Annotated in this window: 23 protein-coding genes; 2 read left to right on the forward strand and 21 right to left on the reverse strand. The window is 60.6% G+C overall.

Annotated elements, in window-relative coordinates; all coding sequences use genetic code 11:
- Positions 1 to 116: 116 nt before the first annotated feature.
- From CAG02_RS18690 to CAG02_RS18775, 18 genes are all read right to left on the reverse strand, one after another.
- Positions 117 to 428, reverse strand: a complete 312-nt coding sequence (locus CAG02_RS18690; protein ID WP_085710849.1) for a phage tail assembly protein — start codon at positions 426 to 428, stop codon at positions 117 to 119.
- A 12-nt stretch (positions 429 to 440) separates the two neighbouring features.
- Entirely contained in the window at positions 441 to 944 is a 504-nt protein-coding gene (locus CAG02_RS18695) for a phage major tail tube protein (protein WP_085710850.1), read from the reverse strand.
- 12 nt (positions 945 to 956) lie between these two features.
- Positions 957 to 2,123, reverse strand: coding sequence for a phage tail sheath family protein (locus CAG02_RS18700; RefSeq protein WP_085710851.1), 1,167 nt, complete (start codon positions 2,121 to 2,123; stop codon positions 957 to 959).
- Positions 2,124 to 2,227: 104 nt separating this feature from the next.
- A complete protein-coding gene (locus CAG02_RS18705) occupies positions 2,228 to 2,782 on the reverse strand; it encodes a DUF4376 domain-containing protein (RefSeq protein WP_256576900.1) in 555 nt (184 codons plus the stop codon).
- Entirely contained in the window at positions 2,779 to 4,581 is a 1,803-nt protein-coding gene (locus CAG02_RS18710) for a phage tail protein (protein ID WP_085710852.1), read from the reverse strand. Before CAG02_RS18710 ends, CAG02_RS18705 begins: the two co-directional genes overlap by 4 nt.
- Complete coding sequence (locus tag CAG02_RS18715; RefSeq protein ID WP_085710853.1) at positions 4,574 to 5,185, reverse strand: phage tail protein I; 612 nt, start codon at positions 5,183 to 5,185, stop codon at positions 4,574 to 4,576. Before CAG02_RS18715 ends, CAG02_RS18710 begins: the two co-directional genes overlap by 8 nt.
- Positions 5,182 to 6,075 carry a baseplate J/gp47 family protein gene (locus tag CAG02_RS18720; protein WP_085710854.1) on the reverse strand — a complete coding sequence of 298 codons (894 nt, stop codon included), beginning with the start codon at positions 6,073 to 6,075 and terminating at the stop codon, positions 5,182 to 5,184. The genes CAG02_RS18715 and CAG02_RS18720 overlap by 4 nt, the downstream gene beginning before the upstream one ends.
- Positions 6,072 to 6,398, reverse strand: a complete 327-nt coding sequence (locus CAG02_RS18725; protein WP_085710855.1) for a GPW/gp25 family protein — start codon at positions 6,396 to 6,398, stop codon at positions 6,072 to 6,074. The genes CAG02_RS18720 and CAG02_RS18725 overlap by 4 nt, the downstream gene beginning before the upstream one ends.
- A 6-nt stretch (positions 6,399 to 6,404) precedes the next feature.
- Positions 6,405 to 6,617, reverse strand: a complete 213-nt coding sequence (locus CAG02_RS18730; RefSeq protein WP_085710856.1) for a hypothetical protein — start codon at positions 6,615 to 6,617, stop codon at positions 6,405 to 6,407.
- A gap of 56 nt (positions 6,618 to 6,673) precedes the next feature.
- Positions 6,674 to 7,219, reverse strand: coding sequence for a phage baseplate assembly protein V (locus tag CAG02_RS18735; protein WP_085711021.1), 546 nt, complete (start codon positions 7,217 to 7,219; stop codon positions 6,674 to 6,676).
- Positions 7,220 to 7,248: 29 nt separating this feature from the next.
- Positions 7,249 to 7,761, reverse strand: a complete 513-nt coding sequence (locus tag CAG02_RS18740) for a hypothetical protein (protein ID WP_256576901.1) — start codon at positions 7,759 to 7,761, stop codon at positions 7,249 to 7,251.
- Complete coding sequence (locus tag CAG02_RS18745) at positions 7,736 to 8,092, reverse strand: hypothetical protein (RefSeq protein WP_256576902.1); 357 nt, start codon at positions 8,090 to 8,092, stop codon at positions 7,736 to 7,738. The genes CAG02_RS18740 and CAG02_RS18745 overlap by 26 nt, the downstream gene beginning before the upstream one ends.
- A 23-nt stretch (positions 8,093 to 8,115) precedes the next feature.
- Positions 8,116 to 8,430, reverse strand: a complete 315-nt coding sequence (locus tag CAG02_RS18750) for a hypothetical protein (RefSeq protein ID WP_085710859.1) — start codon at positions 8,428 to 8,430, stop codon at positions 8,116 to 8,118.
- 67 nt (positions 8,431 to 8,497) lie between these two features.
- Positions 8,498 to 10,549 (reverse strand): ClpP-like prohead protease/major capsid protein fusion protein, encoded by a 2,052-nt coding sequence (locus CAG02_RS18755; RefSeq protein WP_085710860.1) that lies wholly within the window; start codon positions 10,547 to 10,549, stop codon positions 8,498 to 8,500.
- The gene (locus tag CAG02_RS18760; RefSeq protein WP_085710861.1) at positions 10,488 to 12,023 is read right to left on the reverse strand and encodes a phage portal protein; all 1,536 of its coding nucleotides are present in this window, start codon (positions 12,021 to 12,023) and stop codon (positions 10,488 to 10,490) included. The genes CAG02_RS18755 and CAG02_RS18760 overlap by 62 nt, the downstream gene beginning before the upstream one ends.
- A gap of 5 nt (positions 12,024 to 12,028) precedes the next feature.
- Positions 12,029 to 12,250 (reverse strand): primosomal replication protein PriB/PriC domain protein, encoded by a 222-nt coding sequence (locus CAG02_RS18765; RefSeq protein ID WP_085710862.1) that lies wholly within the window; start codon positions 12,248 to 12,250, stop codon positions 12,029 to 12,031.
- On the reverse strand, positions 12,238 to 14,310 hold the full coding sequence (locus CAG02_RS18770; protein ID WP_085710863.1) for a phage terminase large subunit family protein: 2,073 nt from the start codon (positions 14,308 to 14,310) through the stop codon (positions 12,238 to 12,240). The genes CAG02_RS18765 and CAG02_RS18770 overlap by 13 nt, the downstream gene beginning before the upstream one ends.
- On the reverse strand, positions 14,273 to 14,818 hold the full coding sequence (locus CAG02_RS18775) for a terminase small subunit (RefSeq protein WP_085710864.1): 546 nt from the start codon (positions 14,816 to 14,818) through the stop codon (positions 14,273 to 14,275). The genes CAG02_RS18770 and CAG02_RS18775 overlap by 38 nt, the downstream gene beginning before the upstream one ends.
- Before the next feature lie 364 nt (positions 14,819 to 15,182).
- Between CAG02_RS18775 and CAG02_RS18780 the strand changes: the two genes are divergently transcribed.
- Complete coding sequence (locus CAG02_RS18780) at positions 15,183 to 15,515, forward strand: hypothetical protein (RefSeq protein ID WP_085710865.1); 333 nt, start codon at positions 15,183 to 15,185, stop codon at positions 15,513 to 15,515.
- Here CAG02_RS18780 and CAG02_RS18785 read toward each other — a convergent pair whose 3' ends face one another.
- Positions 15,516 to 16,253: a hypothetical protein gene (locus CAG02_RS18785; protein WP_085710866.1), complete on the reverse strand. Its 738-nt coding sequence runs from the start codon at positions 16,251 to 16,253 to the stop codon at positions 15,516 to 15,518.
- Positions 16,254 to 16,283: 30 nt separating this feature from the next.
- The gene (locus CAG02_RS18790; RefSeq protein WP_085710867.1) at positions 16,284 to 16,622 is read right to left on the reverse strand and encodes a phage holin family protein; all 339 of its coding nucleotides are present in this window, start codon (positions 16,620 to 16,622) and stop codon (positions 16,284 to 16,286) included.
- A 281-nt stretch (positions 16,623 to 16,903) separates the two neighbouring features.
- Here CAG02_RS18790 and CAG02_RS18795 point away from each other — a divergent pair, with 281 nt between their 5' ends.
- Positions 16,904 to 17,350, forward strand: a complete 447-nt coding sequence (locus CAG02_RS18795; protein ID WP_085710868.1) for a hypothetical protein — start codon at positions 16,904 to 16,906, stop codon at positions 17,348 to 17,350.
- A gap of 130 nt (positions 17,351 to 17,480) precedes the next feature.
- On the opposite strand, the gene CAG02_RS18800 is transcribed toward CAG02_RS18795, so the two are convergent.
- Complete coding sequence (locus CAG02_RS18800) at positions 17,481 to 17,963, reverse strand: hypothetical protein (protein ID WP_085710869.1); 483 nt, start codon at positions 17,961 to 17,963, stop codon at positions 17,481 to 17,483.
- Positions 17,964 to 18,015 lie beyond the last annotated feature (52 nt).

The following is an 18,015-nucleotide window of genomic DNA, read 5'->3' on the forward strand; positions in this document are numbered from 1 at the left end:
CGGCTCAATCCGTGAGCCACCACAGCATCCGGTCGAAGGTCATGGCCTCAATCTCGGCGGCAGAGAAACCCGTCTCTTTCGCCAAGCGCTTGGCCGCGACCTTCTGCGTCCCGGGGTTAAAGCTCGTCCTCTTCATCCAGGCGAAAATAGCCCGCCATGAGGCGCTTGTAGTTGCGCATCGAGAGCGTCATCAGCTCAGGCTCAGTGACCTGCGCCAGACTGCACAGCAGGTGCAGTTCGTACTTCTCGCTGTCGCCACCGGCCACCGCCGTCGCGGCGCGCTCATCACGCACGGTCGGCGCGCGCAGGGTCAGCTTGTCCACCGCCACACCGCCGATCGACACCGAGCCTTTCAGGGTCACGACGACGTGCGTATCGCTCACGGACAGCCACGACGGAACCGGTTTTTCTGCATTTACTTGGGTCATTTTCTTAAGTCCTTAAAGGCCGAGAGCGGTGCGTTCTTCGGCGAGCTGGTCGACGCCATCGACCACCTGAATCATGTTGAGGGGGTCGATTTCGTACATGACACGACCGTCGATTTCGAGCTTGTAGTAAGTGACCTTTACCGCGTGCTTGATTTCGGCCACGGTGGCCGCCTTCCAGTCGCCCGGATCGATTTCTTTCACCCCGCCGCGCAGGGTGGCAATCACCGGGACCTTCCGGCCTTTCAGATCCGAATACACACCACGGAACACCAGATTGGCCGCCGTCTGGTCAGCCAAGCCGAACAGCTTCAACGACTCGCGGCGCACGCCGTTGGTGGTAAACGACGATTCAAGCTTTTCCAGCCCCACGGCAAACTCAATCGGCGCCGCCATGCCGCCGCCCTGATAGTCCTCGACCTTCTGCGTCAACTTGGGCAGGGTCAGGGTCGGCACGTCGCCGGCAAAGCTCACGCCGTCCGAAAACAGCGCCATGTTTCGCAATACTTGAGGGATCATCGGTGCGCCTCCTTAGGCGATTTCAAGGACTTCAGTCGCCCATTGGTCGGTGACTTCAAAGAGGAAATTCGGGTTTTCGGCCGGCGGCACGTCGGTAAAGCGAATGCGCCAAAACACCTTGCCCTGCATGATCTGGCTGGCCGTGGTCAGCTCGTCGTCGGGATAGACTTCGAAATTGATGATCGCGCCGGCGTTCTTCTGATCGCGCATGAACGCGTTCAGGCCTTCGGTCACGTCCTTGACGTAGGTCTTGGTGATCGAGCGGTCGACCGCCCACTTGTGCCCGGCCTGCACCGCATCCATGAGGATGTCGCAGGTGCGCACGCGGGTGACGAACGCCCATTTCGGGTCGCTCGACAGCGTGCGGTTACCCCACAGGCGATAACCGCCATCGCGAATGATGGTGGCGATATTGGCGTTGTTGAGCAGGTTGGCTCGGCAGGTTTCGTCGCCGTCCAGGTATTCGATCGGGCGCGAGGTGCCGGTGATACCAACAAACTCCTTGTTCGACGGCGAGGCCCAGTAGCCGTACTGCGAATCCGTCCAGGCGAACAGGCCCGCCACCCACGCCGAGGCCGGTGCATCGATCGTCGCGCTGAGGATCGTGTCCCAGAACTGCACGCCCGGATCTGCCATAAACAGACGCTTGCTGCCGAACTCCTGGGCGTAGGCCAGCGCGGCCTCGTCGGTGGTGTTCGGGCCGTCGATGATGGCAATCGCGCGCAGCTTGGCGGCCAGTGCATCCATCGCGGTCGCCACCGCCTGAGTCGCCGAGTGTTTCGGCGCGATCAGCAGCTTGGGCTGCACGTTGTGTTTGCTCTTGCCATCGAGCAGCGCCTGAAGGCCGGTACGCTGACCACCCACCAGAACGCCGCCGATGATCGCCGAGGTTTGCAGGGCCGGGTCTTCCAGCTTCGGCACACCGACGGCGACGATCACCGCCTTGGTGCGCACGTAGATAGCCTGGGCGGCCTTGGTGATCGCCGAGTCAGCACCGAACGCCGCGATCGCCTCGCTCTCTCGGGTCAGCAGGATCAGCTCGCCGGCCTTGGCCGTGCCGCCGCCGAGAATGCCCGGGGTGAAGGTGTCGCACAGACCAATGATCGAGGACGACGGCAGCGAGATGGTGCGCGCACCGGTGTCTACCACCGTGGTCGTGATGCCGTGAAAGAAAGTCATTAGGCTCAATCTCCAGAAACGAAAAAGCCCCGCATGAGCGAGGCTGTTTTGGGTGTTCGCGTTACGCGTAACGGAAAAGAAAACGCCCCGTCAGTGCGGGGCGTTTATTGCAGCTCGACAGGCTCGGGCGGCGAGGAATCCGGCCAGCCTTCGGCCAGCATTTCTTCGCGGAAGGTTCCCGCAGCGATCAGATCGAGCAATGTTTTCTCTCGATCAAAGCAGGCTTGTACGTGGCCGCGTACAGCGTTGGAAATCTCCAAAATCTGCACAGCATCCAACTCGACGAAACCGGCGCCGGTTTTGAAGTTGCAACGATATGCAGAGTCAACCAACGCTGATACAGCCATGCCAGCGATCAGAGATTGACTGTCACGGGACGTATCAATCGGCAATCCAGCGACAACAACGCCGAGGCCTTCACGACGGTAGCGCTCGGCAGCGATCATCAAGCGAAGTTCATCTACCGACCAGCGCGCGGACTCCGGAGGGACGAATGACCACACATCGTCCTCTTGATGCGCCAGCCACCCTACCTTTGGCGCGATATCAGGCGGCACCTCGACCCATAAGAAGCTAGGGTGATACATCGTTGAAATATCACCGCTGGTTTCCGTCAGCTCAGCTACGGCACCGTCATAGATCCATGCGTAGGTTCTCATGCGTACTCCTCAATGAAGCAAACGCCTTTCCCGCCTTTGGCGCCGACTTTGGCTGCCGTGCTAGTTGTCGCGGAGATACCGCTCGCGCCCGCGCAGTAACCCGTACACGGATTGGCCGTCATATCCGTATAGCCAGAAGAACCGATGGGCGAGCTTCCTCCCAGCCCGGGAATAATTGATCCCGCTACCGACATGCCGCAGCCACCGGACATGCCTGCCATGCTCAGTACGCTTCCCCCTTCGGCTGCGGGGCCTGGCTTGCCGCCCGGCCAGAGTGCCGAAGTGCTGGTAGACACAGGGTTCCAAACTTGCGAAGGGCCACCACCAGGCGCAGTCAGCAAAGCGCCAAAGGACGTAGTTCCGCCCTTCGTGCCGTCTTGACCAATCAAGCCCGCCGCTCCGCCATCACCGATGGTCACCAACAACGATGCGCCCACCTGTGCAGCAGTAAACCAACCTTCGCCGTAACTTCCCGACGCGCCGCCACCCGAACAGGCTGTTTGCGTAGAAGTGGTAGCAAGCGTGCCCGAGCTACCGCCACCGCCACCGCCCGCACGAACACGCACGAATTTCATGCCAGGTGTCGGGATGTATTGGCGAGTATCGGTAATGACCTGCGTGCCGATGTAGCGCCCAGTACGGGCGGCCAATTCGGCGATGTCGATCGTTCCCTGGTTAACCGGTGTGTTCCAGGCCTTGATGCACCACATCACCGCCAAGTTGCGCCCACGGGTTTCAGTCGCCAACCGAGCGCCCATCACTCCCGTGGCCAGAATGCGACCATTTACTGGCCCGCCTTTACCGAAACTTACCGTAGGAAATTCGAAGGTGGTGATGTTGCCATCTGTCGGCATGACTGAGCCGGTTCCCGGGGTTAAAACGGTGTGCCAATGTTCTTGCAGCGCGTCACTCTGCAAGCTCCCGATCTGACGCCCAGCATCCACACCACGCCCATGATCCCAGCCACGCAGGAATTCACCGCGCGTATCCGGCAATCGCGTGTAGCTTGCATCGTCACCGGCAATGTTGAATTTCTTGCTCAGGTGCGCGGCAAGGTGCGGATAGAGCGCGTCCGGAAACAGACTGCCATCCGCTTCCAGATAGCCAGGTGGAACCACGCCAGCCGGAAACGCGACTGTCGCACCCACCGGCAGCGCCGAGGCCTGGGCAATCATCGCCTCGATCTGCGTCTTGGTGTAGGTGTCGGTGATGCCGAACCCGGCCAAAGTCGTCGGGTTTTCCCCCGACACGAACACGCCGCGACTATTGAACGTGCATTTGGCGTAGGTGCCGGCGGGCTTGTTGGGTGGCAACAGGCCGGTGAACAGATCGTCGACATAGCCCCGTGTGGCCAGCACCACGGACGGATCGATCTTCAACTGAATGTTCGACGTACCACTGGTGATGATGTGCATCCGCACCACCTGATTACGCCCCGAGCCCTGCGCCAATAACGGCTTGTAGCTCGGTGCCGCGTTGGCCACCGCGCAAAACACGCCGTCCTTGTCTTCCAGAGCCAGCTCGCGGATCCACCAGCCACCCACCTCCGGCGGCAGTACCAGCTCGGCGATCAGGACATTGGCGTCCGTCGGTGACACCCGCAACTGATTGAGCTGTGCGCGGTAGACCTGATTGACCAGCTTGGTCTGCGAGGGGCTGGGCACGGGATCGGTGCCGTTCGCATCACCGATCAGCATGTAGCGCGGCTCCCACGGGATGCCCAGCGAGTCGCAGTTGGTTTTCTTGGCAGCGCCCAGCGCCGTCAGCATGCCGCCAAAAATAGAGTTCTTATCAACCATTGGGGTACACGTCCAATTCGTCGAGGGTGTATTCGCTGACGCCGTGACTACCTTGAACCACCACGTCAATGTCTGGATTGCTCCAGGGGTAAACATCAATCTCGTCGCCGTCGTACACCGCGAACCCGACGAATTCGTCAAGGCGGGTTTCCAACGTGATATCGAGGCCGACCATGTGCCGCGAAACCGGCTTGGCGTCATCGATCAGGCGGGTCAGCTCCTGGTACATCTCCTCAGAAATGCCGGCGTCCTGGACGCCGACCTTCAGCGAGAACGTGCCGGGCACGCCCTGGGGCACCATGTCGAACCATTCGAGGATTTCGATCAGGTAGCCCAGCGGCTCAACCACCCGACGCAACGCGCCCCGGGTGCCCTTGTGCTTGTGGATGTAGAAAGACGCCTTGATGGCCGCCCGCTTGACCGACTCCGACCACCGGTAATCCCAGCGATCGACCGACCACGCCCAGGCCAGATACGGCAACAGGTGAACCGGACAGGTGTCCGGGTTGTACAACGTGCGCAACGGCACAATGGTGCGCTCGTAGAAAGCCGCCTCAATGGCCCGTTCCAGTTGGGTGCTATTGCTCGGCAGCAGGCTTCTCATGTCGCCCCCGCCATCGTCACCGTGTAGCCCGCGCAGAACGCCGCCTGCGCCTCGGTCGGTTTCAGGTCGAGCCACCCGGGCAACTCGACTCGGGAAACGCCGGCAACGTGCAATTGGGCATCCACCGCCGAGCGGGCCACCTCAACCCCCAGCCGCTTGCGTGGGTTGATCCAGGCCGCCAGACGGCGCTTGGCTTCGACCAGACTGGCGTCCGTTTCCGGACCGCTGCCGACCATGTGCAGGACGGCGTTAATCTGGTAGTCGAGGATTTCCGCGCTTTGCACCTTGACCCGGTCAGTCAGTGGTCGCACGTCCTCCTCGTTCAGCTTCTCCCGCACGATGGCCAGCAACTCAGGACTGGCCACGCCGCGCCCATCGCCCTCCAGGCTCAGCACCGTTACCGTAACGTCGCACGGCGCCGGCGATTCCGCCGAAGCATCCGCCACCAGCCCCGAGGCGTTACGCGTGTGCAGGATGTAGCTGTTACGCGGCCCGGCCGTGGTCAGGCCCTCATAGGCCAACTGGATGCGCTCGCGCAGGGCATCGTGTTCTTCCATGACCTTGGGCACCGGCGGCACCGCCGTCAGATCCTCGGCCTGAATCACCAGGCGCTCCAGATTGACATTGGCCGCAAGCTGGTCGAGGTCCGTACCGGTTGCGTAGGCCAACAGCAGCGCCTTGGCGCCATCATTGACCCGGGCCCGGTTGCCCATCTTCTGATAGGCCGCCACTTCCAACTGCATGACCACCGGATCGCTCTCCAGGTTGGCTGTCCAGTTGTCTCCCATGCCCGCCCGAAAGACGCTCAAGCCCTCTTGAAAAGTGACTTCGAAGTCCAGCGGCTCCAAGACATCCGGCGCCGGCAGCGCCGACAGATCCACAATACTCATGCGCTCACCTCGCCCGTGAAGCTATCGCCTTCGTATTCGCCGGCAATGGTGAAATTGATTTTCCCGCCCAGCACCGACACCACGCGCACGCTCTTGAGCTTTACCCGGGGCTCCCAACGCTCGATCACGCGCGCGGCCTCGGCCTGCACCGCGCTTTTCCAGCCTTCGTTAACCGGCAAGTCCACGTAACTGCGCAATTTGCTGCCGAACTCCGGGCGCTCACGGCGCGAGCCCAGCGGCGTGCTAAGAATCACCTGCAGGGACTGGAGCAGGTGCTGGATGCCGGAGATGGGTTGCCCGGTGTGGCGATCCATTCCGATCATTCAGGGTTACTCCAGGGCGACGAATTCGGTGTTGCCTTGCAGGAAGGCCAACGCCTGCGCGTCGTCGGCCTCCACCTCGACCGTGGTCTTGACCACCGCCAGCGTGCGCTCAGTGCCAGGAATGCACAGGGTGCGCGAGGTGAAAACGGTGTCGCGAAACTTCAACAGATTTGCCGCCGGCGATTGATCGCCCTCGGGTTTAGCGGTTGCTTTGGCCATGGGTTTCTCCGGGCACAAAAAAGCCCGCACGCAGCGGGCTGAATGGGTTGATGTGATTAATGGTTGTGGTGGTTGTCGCTCTTGCCGGCGGCCATGATGTTGCCGGTGGCGTCGATGCTGCCCGTTACGCGTAACGGCCCGTCGATATTGACCGGACCCTTGATGTTCACAGTGCCCTCAAGGTCGATCGTTCCCGACTTCACCCGCACCAGGTCATCCGTCACCACCACCTCCGACGCGCCGACCTTGATGGTCACCGTGCCGGTGGGCAGCGTGATGGTGTAGCTATGGGCCTGCCAGTCGTAGACCAGCCGCGCACCGTCGTCGAAATCCCAGACTTCGACGTGGTCGCGGTTGTCCGGCTGGGCGCCGGCATTGCCATACAGACCCGGAACGAAGGTGCCCATGCCCGCTTGACCGCTGGGGTTGAACAACACCCCTTGCTCGCAGAGGCTCGGCGCGCGCCAGTGGCGGGCCTTGCCGGCGGCGAGGCTGTGCCAGCGCACCCAGGTACTGGTCCACTCGCCGTTGGACACCTTCACCGCCGGCGCCGCCAGATCGACCCCGACCACCACACACGGCATCACCATGGCCGCGATCATGCGGTCATGTTCGGCCAGCGCCAGGGCGCTCACGGCAGATCCTCCGGCGGGAAGAACTCCGGCAGTTCGTCGTCATTGAAACCAAACATCAGCGTCCCCGGTGGCTCGTCCGGCCATGGCCATTCAAGCGTTCCGATTTCAAACGCCTGCGTCCATTGCACCGACCACATGACGAACTGCTCAAGGTCTTTTGGCGGCGCCTCTGGCTGCGCGTGGACATGCTCAGGTGGCCCCACGACAAACTCCAGATCCCAATACTGGAAGCGCAGCACCGCCATCATCTGCGCCGCCAGAATCGCCGCCTGCAACGACGCCTTGGGTCGCGTGGCATCGATCAGAATGCAGGACTGAAACCGGCCAATCAGCGCCGTCTGCCCCGTCGCCCGATCCTCGCCCAAGGTCAGATCCGTCAGACCGTACAACAGCGCCGGCACCTCGACTTCGTCGCCCAGTTCGGGAAACTCTTCGACGTGCAGGATCTTCGGCATCTGCGCCTTGATGGTCGCAGTAATCGCCTTATGTAATGTCGTCAGTTCGCTCACTGCTCACCCCCAACACCAGCTTGACCATGCCCGCACCGTCAGGCTCCGGACGGACGACCTTGTAACGGCCACCGCCCAGATGTTTCGGCAGATCGATGGTCAAGAAATCGCCTTTTTTGACATCCGGCACGTCGACCGCTCGCACGGTCAGACCGGGCTCCAGCACCGCGTCGGCATTGATCGCCGCCCCCAGCTTCATGGCACCACTCTTGCCGCCGAGGTCGGCACCAACAAAGGGCGAGACAAAATCGCCGTACACCGTGCGGCCATCGGCCAGAATCGCCGGATCGCCAAGACGCGCCACCAGCAGCGCGTCGGTGCGATCGGCCAAAGCCCGAAACCGATCAACCGGCATTACTGAACAATCAGCACGTTGGCATAACCGCCAACCGCATCGGATGTCAGCTTGCCGTAAGGTGCCGAGTCAGTCGTTCCGGCGGGCACCAGGGCACCGGCCTTGACGCTGGCCTTCATACCGGCCTTCAGCGCCGCATCCGCCGGCACGCTCCACTCGCCACTGGTGCGATACACAATGATGGTGCCCTTGGGGCCGCTGCTCATGGGCATCACGGCCAGATCGTTGATCACCTGCGGAATACCGGCGGCAGATCCACCGGTAGGGGCCGGCAGGATGACGGTGTCGCCAGTGCTTACATAGTTCGTGGCCATAGCCAGTTTTCTCCTGTCCAGAAACAACAAACCCCGCTCATGGCGGGGCTTTTGGGTGGGGGCGCCTTTAAGCGCCGGTGGACTTGTTCAGGCCGCGCGCGTCAAGCGCGGAGACACCGGCGTCGATCCGCACCTTGGTGGCGATACCGTCGCTGGTGAAGCCTTCCATCTGGTCGATGTAAGGGGTATCCACGCCGTCCAGATACGCCACTTCGATGGTGTCGCTGTCTTTCTTCGCGGCCAGATACCAGGCCGTCGACGAGTTGTCATCCAGACGCGGCTCGCCGATCACCTGGGCGAAGTTCTGGATCGGGTTGACCACGCCGGCGTTGACCTGAGCAGTCGGCACCGACGTCGAGCGGATCAACTGATTGGCCTGATCTTCCAGTGCGACCGGGCACAGCAGGAACGCGGGACGCACGTTCAAGGTGCGGGCCTTCTCGCCCTCTTTTGCCGGTTTGCCCTTCTGCAAGGCCATGGCGGTTTTCGCCGCGCTCATGGCTGGAATCGAGAGCTTCGACTCGGCGCCGGTAAACAGGTTATTGCGCGAGGCGTCGAACAGCGGTTTGCCGTTCTTCATCTTGCCGTTGTTGATCAGGGTGTCGTACACCAGATCACCGATGGTCGCGCGGGCAGCGGCGCCCATCAGGCGCGGAACGGCGCTCAGCGCGTCGAGGTCGTCGTTGATGATCGCTTGACGGTTGATGCTGAAAATTTCGCCGTAGGTCGCCAGACGGATCGTTTCGCCCGTGTCGCCGAGGGTGATGTACTTGTATTCAGCACCTGGGCGAACTTCACGCAGGGTCGACATCTGACCGAGGCCGACACGGTTGGCCACCTTGAAGTCGCTCAAGCGGCCTTGGCGCGTCCACAGGTGATAGGTTTCCTCGGCATCTTCCCAGCCGGCCAGCAACGAACGGTGCGAGGCATCGAGCAGGATGTTGCCGAAGTCGCTGGCATCGTGGGTAAACGCCAGACCGACCATGTCCATCGGGCGCAGGCTTGCCACGCCGATGTTGCGATCGGCCAGAGACGCCCGAGCCAGTTCGCGCAAGGTCATGTGGTTGTAAGCGTTGTCCGCTTGGTTGTCTTCCAGTTGCAGGCGACCGTACAGCGAGGCGCGCACGGAATCACCGACCAGATTGCCGTTGGTGATATGGCCCTGATGCCGAGTGCTGTTGGTCGGGGTGGTCTGCGCACCGATGGCAGCCAGCAGCTTGGCATTGGCGCTTTCCACGGTGCAGGACAGATCATTCAGGCAGGTATTAAGTAGATCGTCATGCACACCGCCGGCCGCGAACGGGGCAAAGGCCGCATTGATCGCAGTGCGGCGTGCCGCTTCGGCCACGGCGCCCTGCGCCATGATCTGGTCAGGGGTCAGCGCGTTTGGCGCTGGTGGCTGGTTTGGCGCCGGCGGAGTCACCGAGGCACGCGGGTCGAACAGGTTTTTGAGAGCTGCTGGCATTTTCTGGAAGTCCTGCATACGTTGTGAATTGATTTTGGCGAAGGTGTCCAACGACTCGACCAGCTCGTCAGCGAAACCCCGCTCGACCGCCTCGGCGCCAGTCATCCAGGTTTCGGCCGCGAGCAAGGCCTTGACCTCGTCCACCGACAAACCGGTCTTGCCGGTGTAGGCCGCCACCAGTGAGTCCTCGACCTGATCGAGCAGGTCGGCATAACGGCGCATTTCCTCGGCGTCACCGCCCTGAATGCCCCATGGCTTGTGCACCATGATCATCGCGTTGGACGGGATGCGGATCACGTCCGAGGCCATCAGCACCACACTGCCCATCGACGCGGCCAGACCATCGACCGTGCCTTCCACCCGGGCCGGGTGGTTCTTCAGCAGGTTGTAAATCGCCATGCCTTCGAACACGTCCCCGCCGGGGGAATGAACGTGAAGGTTGATCTGTGACACGTCACCGAGGGCTTTCAAATCCCGGGCAAACTGCGCGGCTGAAATGCCCCACGCGCCGATATCGCCGTACAGCATCAGGTCAACGACACCACCAGAGGCGGCCGCACGGATCTGATACCAACTTTGCTCGCTGCTTGGCTCAGCCTTGGCTTGGGTCGAGCCCCGTGGCCGCATCAGCGGCTCGTTTCTTTTCGTCATCATTGGGCTGATTCTTCCCGTAGATTTTGTGGAAGTAGTCCGAGCTGAACACCAGCCCGGCCTCACGGTTCGCGGCCACCTCAGCGATGCGCGAAGCCTTGAGTTCTGAAGGGTTACGCTGCCGCGAGCGAGCCACCTCGGCCTCGTCGGCAAAGCCAGACTCAACCAGCAGGTTCCAGGCCGTGGCCTCATGCACCGGGTTGATCCACGGCATCACCGGACCTTGATAAACCGCGCCGTAAACCGAGCGCGGATCAACGTCCGGCGGCACCACCAACTGGCCGCTCATGATCGCCATGCGCAGCCACGCGCGATAAACCGGGCGGCACCAGTAGTCGATGAATTCGTGCTGCAGCAGGTCGTAACCCAACTGGCCCTCGACCAGCTCCTGACGCTGGGCCGAATAGGTGCCGTCGTAGCTGCGCGCCACGCTGGAAAACGTGCCCCGCGTACCGGCCGCTACCGCCTTGAGCTGGCTGTTGCGAAACCCCTCCAGAAAGGTGTTGGGCCGGTTGCTTTCGATCATCCCGACGTCTTCACCGGGCAACAGCGTGTCAACCACGATGCCCGGTGCGATCGGAAACGTGCGCTCGGCCCGGGTTTCGCCCGCCGGCGCCGGTACAAAGTCTTCCGGCGCCCCCTTCTTGATGTACATGGCCAACGCCGCACTGATGCGCGCCGCGACCCGTTCGCTTTCCTCGTAGTCCTTGACGTCGGCCAGCCGGGTAATCACCGCGTGCAGCAGCGGCTGCCCCCGGTTCTGACCGATGCGCTTGCGGTGTGCGATGTGAATCATCTGCTCGACCGGCACGCGCTTGGTCTTCTGCGCCAGATTGCCGCCCAAGTCGCCCGGGTGGGTCTTCAGCAGGTGATAGGCACGTACCCGGCGCCACGCGTTACGCTCGACGCCCTGAACGATGTCCTTGGACAGATCGGTGTACTCAATGGGCAGGTAATCCGGCTCCAGCAGCTCCAGGGCAAACGGGACGCCGTGCAGGTGGTCGTAACCGGCCACCTTGCCCATCAGCATCTGCGCCAAGGCCTCGCCATCGCGCAGCCAGGTGCGACACACCAGCCGCTCCATCTGCGGCCGACTCAGCTCGCCGGAGGTTTCCGGACTGAGCGACCACTCCCCCCACAACGCCTTGATTCGTGCGGCAAACACCGCATGCACCGTGCCGTCGTAGCCCATAGGGATCGGCTCGACCGCAATGCCGGCCCCACCCACCACCCGCTCTTCCAGACGGTCAAACAACCCGGTGACAAGGTCGTGGTCTTCGTCCAGTTTTCGCGACTGCTCGCGCATGGATTTCAGCGTGCGATTTAGCGAGGCGTTCGCACTGCCCCGTTGCTTTTTGGCCTTGTGCGTGCGCGAAACGTTGGCGGCTTCGAAAGCCATGATCACGTTGCGCGCTCGCAGGCGCTCGGCGACCACGCCCGGAAACAACGGGGCCAGTGCCTTATCCAGCAGGTTCATGCCACTCACTCGAACGACGCCAGGGAATAACCCGGACGCCTCCCGCCTTGTGCTGCCGCACGCTCCTGCGCCAGTCGGCGCTCCCACTCCTGCCGACCCTTGGTGATGGCCGGCAGATCCACCATTTCCACACGGCGGCCGTTGAACTGCACCACCTTGCCGGCCAGCACGTCCGCTTCGGCTTGCAGGTATTTTTCCACCATGTCCTGCGTACTTAAGACAGCCATGCGCTTGCTCCTGTATCAATCCAGCCGCCGGCGGCAGGCTGGTGGTCTGGTTGGGTCGGAACCGGCGCAGGCGCCGGACTCGGGTCAGGTGGTGAAGGCGGCGCAATCACCGGTGCCGCCGGCTCTGGCGGTTCGTCCGCGTCGTCGGGCTCTTCCAGATCGTCCGGCACTTCCAAAACGCCGGCTTCCGGGTTCTGGCGGGCCAGATACTCCAGATCGAGGCCGAACTTTTCCTGACTGATGCGCAGCGCCGCCAAGGCGTACACAAAGCAGTCGAGCGCCTCGTTGCGCCGCTTGCTGGCATCCCAGCGCAGCACACGGCGTCCTCGGGCCATGACCCACTTTTTGGTTTCACTGGTGAGCTGTTGCAGCTCGTCGCCGTCGCAGATCTGGTCGTCGGCTGGGAAATGCACCAGACCCGGCACCGGACGATTGCCGTCCGGCTGTAGCTTGAGGCGGTTGTAGATCACCTCTTTGGCGTTGTCCGTGCCCACTTCGGTCAAGTAGGTTTTGGACTTCTTTTCCTTGCGGCGCGGAAAGCTCGCAATCGGCTTGCCGTACACGCTGGCCCCGAAAATCGGGATTACCCAATGCACGCCATGTTTGCGACTTTCGGCCCGGACGTCGTCCGAGTGGTGGCCGCCGGAGTCCCAGCACCAACGCTCGACCCGCATCACCGCACCGTCGGCCCGGGTGAACATGCGGTGCAGCTCAAGCCCGACCTTGCGCTTGAGTACCGCACTGGATGGATCGCCGGTCAGAATCCGGCGATAAACCAACCATGATTCCTCGCCAGCCCCCCAAGCCCAAACCCGCAGCTCGTAACGGTCGTCCTGCGTGTCGATCCCACCCGTCAGCACGACGGCGCGCGCTGGCACCTCCGAGGCGTAGACCTCGCGCCGTGCGTGCAACAGCTCCCAATCGACCTTCTCGGTCAGATCCTCTTCCCACGGCTCGCCCAACGTCGTGTTGACGAACGTCTTCAGCTTGCCCCGATCCTTGCCGGCCTTGACCCGCTCGTCGGCGATCTTCACCCAGGTCGTAAACGTGGAATAGATCGTCCAGATATGGAACGTCAGACGGCGCGGGGTCGGAATCGGCGCGCCATCCGGGCCGAACCATTCCATGCTGTCGCGCGTCCACACGCCGGTTTTCTCGCAGATGTAGCGCCCGGCTGGTCCGGCCTCGATCATTTCGTGGTGTTCGAAGGCACAGCCGTTGCCGGACTCGCACAGATACCAGGCCTTGTCGACCTCGCCGCGCTCATCCTTCGACCACTTGAGGCCAAACGGCTCGTCCTTACCGCCCCACTTCAGCGTCTGTTCCGTGCCGCAATGCGGGCAGCGAATGTGAAAGCGCAGCAGGTAGGCCGATTCCTCGGCCGCTCGGGTGATCTGGCAGCTACCGGCCAGCTTCGGCGTAGAGCCGCGTATCGACTTCGGAAAGGTCGCGCCCTCCAGACGCTTGTCCCCGAGGAAGGTCGGCGAACCTTCGTGGTTGATATCCGCGTCGAAGCTCGACAGCTCGTCATAGCCGACTTCGTCCGGGCTTTTCTCCCGGTAGTTGCCCGCCGCTTTACCGCCCAACCACCACAACACCTTGCGGTTTTCGAAGGTCTTTTGGTCTTCGGTGTTGTCCTTGTGTTTCTTGCCGAACCAGGGCGCCATGGCTCTGATCAGGGGCACGTCGCGGATCATCGGGTCGACGTGCTTTTTCATGATGCCCTTGGCGTCGTCGTCCGTCGGGCTCCACATGCAAATGCTGCGTTTCTTGTGCCTGAGCTTGTAGGCGATGTTCGCCATCAACATCTTGGTGTAACCGATCCGCGCTGACTTCGGCAGGTTCAGTTCGTGGATCAGGTCGTTACCCATGGCGTTCAGCAACGCCACTTGGAAAAACTCGGTCGTCCACTTCCCTTCCCCGTAGGACGATTCCGACGACATGTAGAAGTATTTGTCGGCCCACTCCACAGCGGTCATGGGCGGGTCGACTTCAAGGCTTTTCAGCCCCCTCCGGACAGCCTCAATCAGCGATGGCATCCAAGGTGGCGAGGTAGTCATTCAAAATTTCCGGTATGCGGTCAGCCAACCCAGCGGCAGCGTTACGCGTAACGGCGATTTCGCTTTCCACCGCCTCCAGATGCCGAGCGCTGATATCGGGGTGCTTGCGCTTGACGTTCTTGTGAACGGTGTTGAGGGTTGAAGCCAGTTGCGCAGACAGTTTTGCCAGCGCGAAAGTCATGAAAGGAACCGGTGCCACTTCCTTCTCACCGATTCGGTTTTTGCGGGCCTGGGCGTCGGCCTGTTCTTTCGTCAGACGCAGGCGCTCGCAATCGATCTTGTAGGCAATAAGCGGATCGACTTCCTCGGAGCCAGGTTGTTGTTTTCCTGTTTGATGTTGGAGCCGGTTATCCAGTACTGAACGGACGTCGTAAAACGACTCGCGACCAATCTTGGCGACGGCCTCCACGCCCCACTTATCGAAGGCTTGCGTCGTGATTCCCAGGCTTTCAGCCATACGGGATTTGTTCAGCCATTCAGGCTTACGAGTGATCGATGGATTAGCCATAACTACACAACAACCAACCTCTGAAAAAGAGTCATACGTAGTGAAGAGGCGGGGCCCGAATTACCCCCAATGGGGTGGGGTCCGGGAGTACCTTTCAGAAATGAGCCGGGGCCGCCTGTCAAGGGAAAATCTGCACGAAAACGAGAAATTTTCGACATTCTCAGGTCATCCCTGCGTACCCGAGTCGCGGGTATTGAAACCATCGGGCGGCCCGTTCAATGGGTCGTAGCAAGCCATGAGTTCACCGTCATCGTTGAAGTAAAGATTGATCAATCGTTCGGGGTTTGATGGAGTGCCGTCTCCGCGCATAGCGCTGACCCATATCAGCGAGACACGCGCAGCATTCGGAGTTAGGTGACAATCAATGGCCAAGGAAACCTCCCAAAAGATTCTTGCAGCGCTGGAAAAACTCGATGGCGTTTTAAGCCGACATGATCAGCCAGGTTCAAATAGCTCAGCACTCACTCAGGTCCGGTCTATCTGCATTGACCTAAAGGCCCACCACTCCTACATCGCAGAGAAGGCCGGTCGCATCTCACAGTTGGCAGGTATTTATTACAGCGAGCGCCAACACCTCAAATATCCCGGCGGCCATGAGTCGTTGATGGCGGAGATGAGCTATCAGCTGCCCGGTGTCATTCGCAGCCAATTGGCTCATCTGGAACGGCTGTCATCTGATGATGTGGGTGAGTACTGATCACCGCGCCGTTGCCATCGCCTCGGCGAATGCCTGGGCGAACTCGGTCGCGTGGTGCGCCTTCACTATGTTCTCGCCTATCTTGAAGAACGGGAAAATGGTGCGGTAACGCGGGGCCGACGCACTGAAGACGAACACCGGGCGAACCGCGTCGCCCATACCCATCGACTTACGCTCCCACACAGCACGAGTGCCATCGACCTCACCAGAGAAGAAGCGGTGAGCATTGCCCTTGGCTTTGCTTCGCTTGCTACCTGTGGCATTGGCTTGATAGCCCGATCGTGTCTCGGCAACGCCCAGACCAGAAAGGATCTTGGTCATCGTGCCGCGAGAGACGTTGCCGTATTGGTTCATGAACGGCGCTGTCGGCACGGCATATTCACTTGTCTGCATGATGCCGCGAGCAATGAGCGCTTTTTCGAAACGCTTGTGCGGACGCAGGCCGCCGCTGACAGCCTGCTGAAGGTAGGCATCTGCAGGGACGCCGGACGCCCAGGAATCTTTGAAATACACCTGGGCTGGCTTATTGCGCGTGGCTGCCTTCACAAACAGGCTGTTCAGAGTGGTGGGTGTCGGGCGATCAAGTCGCGCCTTCATCACCGGGATCATGCCCTTCTTGATCCGTTGGGCCAGGCGGGTAGCCGTAAGCATTTGCGCGAACGGCACCTGCCGCCGTTCGATGTCGTTCAGCTCCCACAGCACAGGTGCTGCATCCAATCCAAAGCCAACCTTGAACATCGCTGTGCCCTCCCCTCAGTGAACCATCACTTATCGTTCTGGTGGGTTCTGCGTCGATGGCTCGACACCCGCCTTCCTTGCCAAAAACTGGGTGTAAAGACCTCCTGCGACATCCGCGCCAATCACCGCAATGACGATGCCCAGACCTGCTGCAAGGTAAAGGTTGTTCCACAGCGCCATCGCAAGGAGAAGTGTGGCCATGCCCAACAAGCCGGATGCGAGAAAGCGTAAGGCGACTCGCTGCAGGATCTGCTGCAAGCCCAGGTCGCTACCTGATGCCCTCAACATCTCTCCTGACAGCCCTGCCATGCTCAGCAGGATCAGAAGCCAAAGGGGTACATCCGCGAGAGCTTGTTGCTCCGTGTTCATTTGTTGCCCTCAAATAGGTTCGACCTCCATGTCACCGTCATCCGCGAGAAGCAAAGAGCCGGGCATGGGGCCGAAAACGAAAAAGCCCCGGCAAATGCCGAGGCTTTGTAAATTAAAAATTTCGATTTTTATTCTTGCGCGGAGCCCGTGAGTTTCCGCCTGAAGTCACACATTAGGCCATCCCTGCGTCACCTCAGATTCGTATATGCCGCCCTTGGCTAGATGAATTAACCTACCGCGACAACGGATAACACTGACACCTACAAGAAATGGAGTTTTGCATGCGTAAGCTAATGATCTTGGCCCTCACGTGTTCGGCATGTCTTTCGGCTCAAGCTGCTCAATGGGCTCAGTACAACCCGCGAGCTTACATGCTCGTGCCCGCTGAAGACGAAAAAATGATGCTATTGGCGACCCTGAAGGGTGATGCGATCGCAATAAATCTCCTCGATGCTTCCGGCTCCGTTTGTGAAGAGTCGGAAACGAGCGACCTAACGCCTGCGGGCCCTTACAAGGTCAATGGCACAAACGTAAAATTCATCCAAGCGTGCTTGAATGGGAGCAGAGTGCTCGCGCCGGAGTCCTCCAAGGGGAAAGCATTTTTTTCAAACGCAATAACCAGCGGCCCGGCAACAATCGAGCTTGATCGCGGAGTAGTGCTCCACTTTGAAAGTGAAGACTTCGAATCGGTTAAGAAATCAATGCTAGAGACTAGATCGGCGCTTTGATCATCGACTAGCCTTCATGCCAAGCGAACGCTAGAGATCGGCCGGTGCCCCTTGCACGCTTCCGCCGAGTTTTTTCCAATCGCATAAAACAAAGAACCCCGCACACGGCGGGGTTTTGAATACCGTGCGTTTAACTCACTCGTTTGACGCTCCGCGAATCAAAATCATCTTTTACCGTTCTCACTATCGCCTCATAGACGGGAGCGAAGGCGCCTGTCTGAGCTTCACCAAGCGTGATAGATGCAGAATACTTTGTATGCCCGAGCAAGTTTAGGGTGTTGAAAGTGAATCTATTGGCATCGATAGAGAGGCGGATCTGCACGCTGTACTGCCACTCATAATCCGGGTTACCCGTTGGAAGAATCCTGAGGCGAACTGTGAAATTCAGCTCACCGACGCCATCCGGCTCGCAGTCATCTGTTTCCAACCCTCTCGGGTTGAACTCATCACCGGCCCCTACTCCAAGTCTTACTGCACCTGGTTCTTCAATACCCAGATATTTAGGGAGATGCGCTGCCAACTGAGTGGCGGCAGCCACCAGTTGCTCGCCTTGCTCGTCAACCGCTTGATCCCACTTGAGAATTTCATCTTGCAACTGTCGGTAAATCGTCATCACCTACTCCTTGTGGTGCAATAGCAAAGCGCCATGCTGACTGATGACGATA

The sequence above is a fragment of the Pseudomonas sp. R43(2017) genome (assembly GCF_002112345.1).
Lineage (GTDB): Bacteria > Pseudomonadota > Gammaproteobacteria > Pseudomonadales > Pseudomonadaceae > Aquipseudomonas > Aquipseudomonas kribbensis.

Excerpts from the sequence above, each read along its gene's own strand:
- CAG02_RS18690 (WP_085710849.1), bottom strand. The coding sequence starts at position 428 with ATGACCCAAGTAAATGCAGAAAAACCGGTTCCGTCGTGGCTGTCCGTG.
- CAG02_RS18695 (WP_085710850.1), bottom strand. The coding sequence starts at position 944 with ATGATCCCTCAAGTATTGCGAAACATGGCGCTGTTTTCGGACGGCGTG.
- CAG02_RS18700 (WP_085710851.1), bottom strand. The coding sequence starts at position 2,123 with ATGACTTTCTTTCACGGCATCACGACCACGGTGGTAGACACCGGTGCG.
- CAG02_RS18705 (WP_256576900.1), bottom strand. The coding sequence starts at position 2,782 with ATGAGAACCTACGCATGGATCTATGACGGTGCCGTAGCTGAGCTGACG.
- CAG02_RS18710 (WP_085710852.1), bottom strand. The coding sequence starts at position 4,581 with ATGGTTGATAAGAACTCTATTTTTGGCGGCATGCTGACGGCGCTGGGC.
- CAG02_RS18715 (WP_085710853.1), bottom strand. The coding sequence starts at position 5,185 with ATGAGAAGCCTGCTGCCGAGCAATAGCACCCAACTGGAACGGGCCATT.
- CAG02_RS18720 (WP_085710854.1), bottom strand. The coding sequence starts at position 6,075 with ATGAGTATTGTGGATCTGTCGGCGCTGCCGGCGCCGGATGTCTTGGAG.
- CAG02_RS18725 (WP_085710855.1), bottom strand. The coding sequence starts at position 6,398 with ATGATCGGAATGGATCGCCACACCGGGCAACCCATCTCCGGCATCCAG.
- CAG02_RS18730 (WP_085710856.1), bottom strand. The coding sequence starts at position 6,617 with ATGGCCAAAGCAACCGCTAAACCCGAGGGCGATCAATCGCCGGCGGCA.
- CAG02_RS18735 (WP_085711021.1), bottom strand. The coding sequence starts at position 7,219 with ATGATCGCGGCCATGGTGATGCCGTGTGTGGTGGTCGGGGTCGATCTG.
- CAG02_RS18750 (WP_085710859.1), bottom strand. The coding sequence starts at position 8,430 with ATGGCCACGAACTATGTAAGCACTGGCGACACCGTCATCCTGCCGGCC.
- CAG02_RS18755 (WP_085710860.1), bottom strand. The coding sequence starts at position 10,549 with ATGATGACGAAAAGAAACGAGCCGCTGATGCGGCCACGGGGCTCGACC.
- CAG02_RS18760 (WP_085710861.1), bottom strand. The coding sequence starts at position 12,023 with ATGAACCTGCTGGATAAGGCACTGGCCCCGTTGTTTCCGGGCGTGGTC.
- CAG02_RS18765 (WP_085710862.1), bottom strand. The coding sequence starts at position 12,250 with ATGGCTGTCTTAAGTACGCAGGACATGGTGGAAAAATACCTGCAAGCC.
- CAG02_RS18770 (WP_085710863.1), bottom strand. The coding sequence starts at position 14,310 with ATGACTACCTCGCCACCTTGGATGCCATCGCTGATTGAGGCTGTCCGG.
- CAG02_RS18775 (WP_085710864.1), bottom strand. The coding sequence starts at position 14,818 with ATGGCTAATCCATCGATCACTCGTAAGCCTGAATGGCTGAACAAATCC.
- CAG02_RS18780 (WP_085710865.1), top strand. The coding sequence starts at position 15,183 with ATGGCCAAGGAAACCTCCCAAAAGATTCTTGCAGCGCTGGAAAAACTC.
- CAG02_RS18785 (WP_085710866.1), bottom strand. The coding sequence starts at position 16,253 with ATGTTCAAGGTTGGCTTTGGATTGGATGCAGCACCTGTGCTGTGGGAG.
- CAG02_RS18790 (WP_085710867.1), bottom strand. The coding sequence starts at position 16,622 with ATGAACACGGAGCAACAAGCTCTCGCGGATGTACCCCTTTGGCTTCTG.
- CAG02_RS18795 (WP_085710868.1), top strand. The coding sequence starts at position 16,904 with ATGCGTAAGCTAATGATCTTGGCCCTCACGTGTTCGGCATGTCTTTCG.
- CAG02_RS18800 (WP_085710869.1), bottom strand. The coding sequence starts at position 17,963 with ATGACGATTTACCGACAGTTGCAAGATGAAATTCTCAAGTGGGATCAA.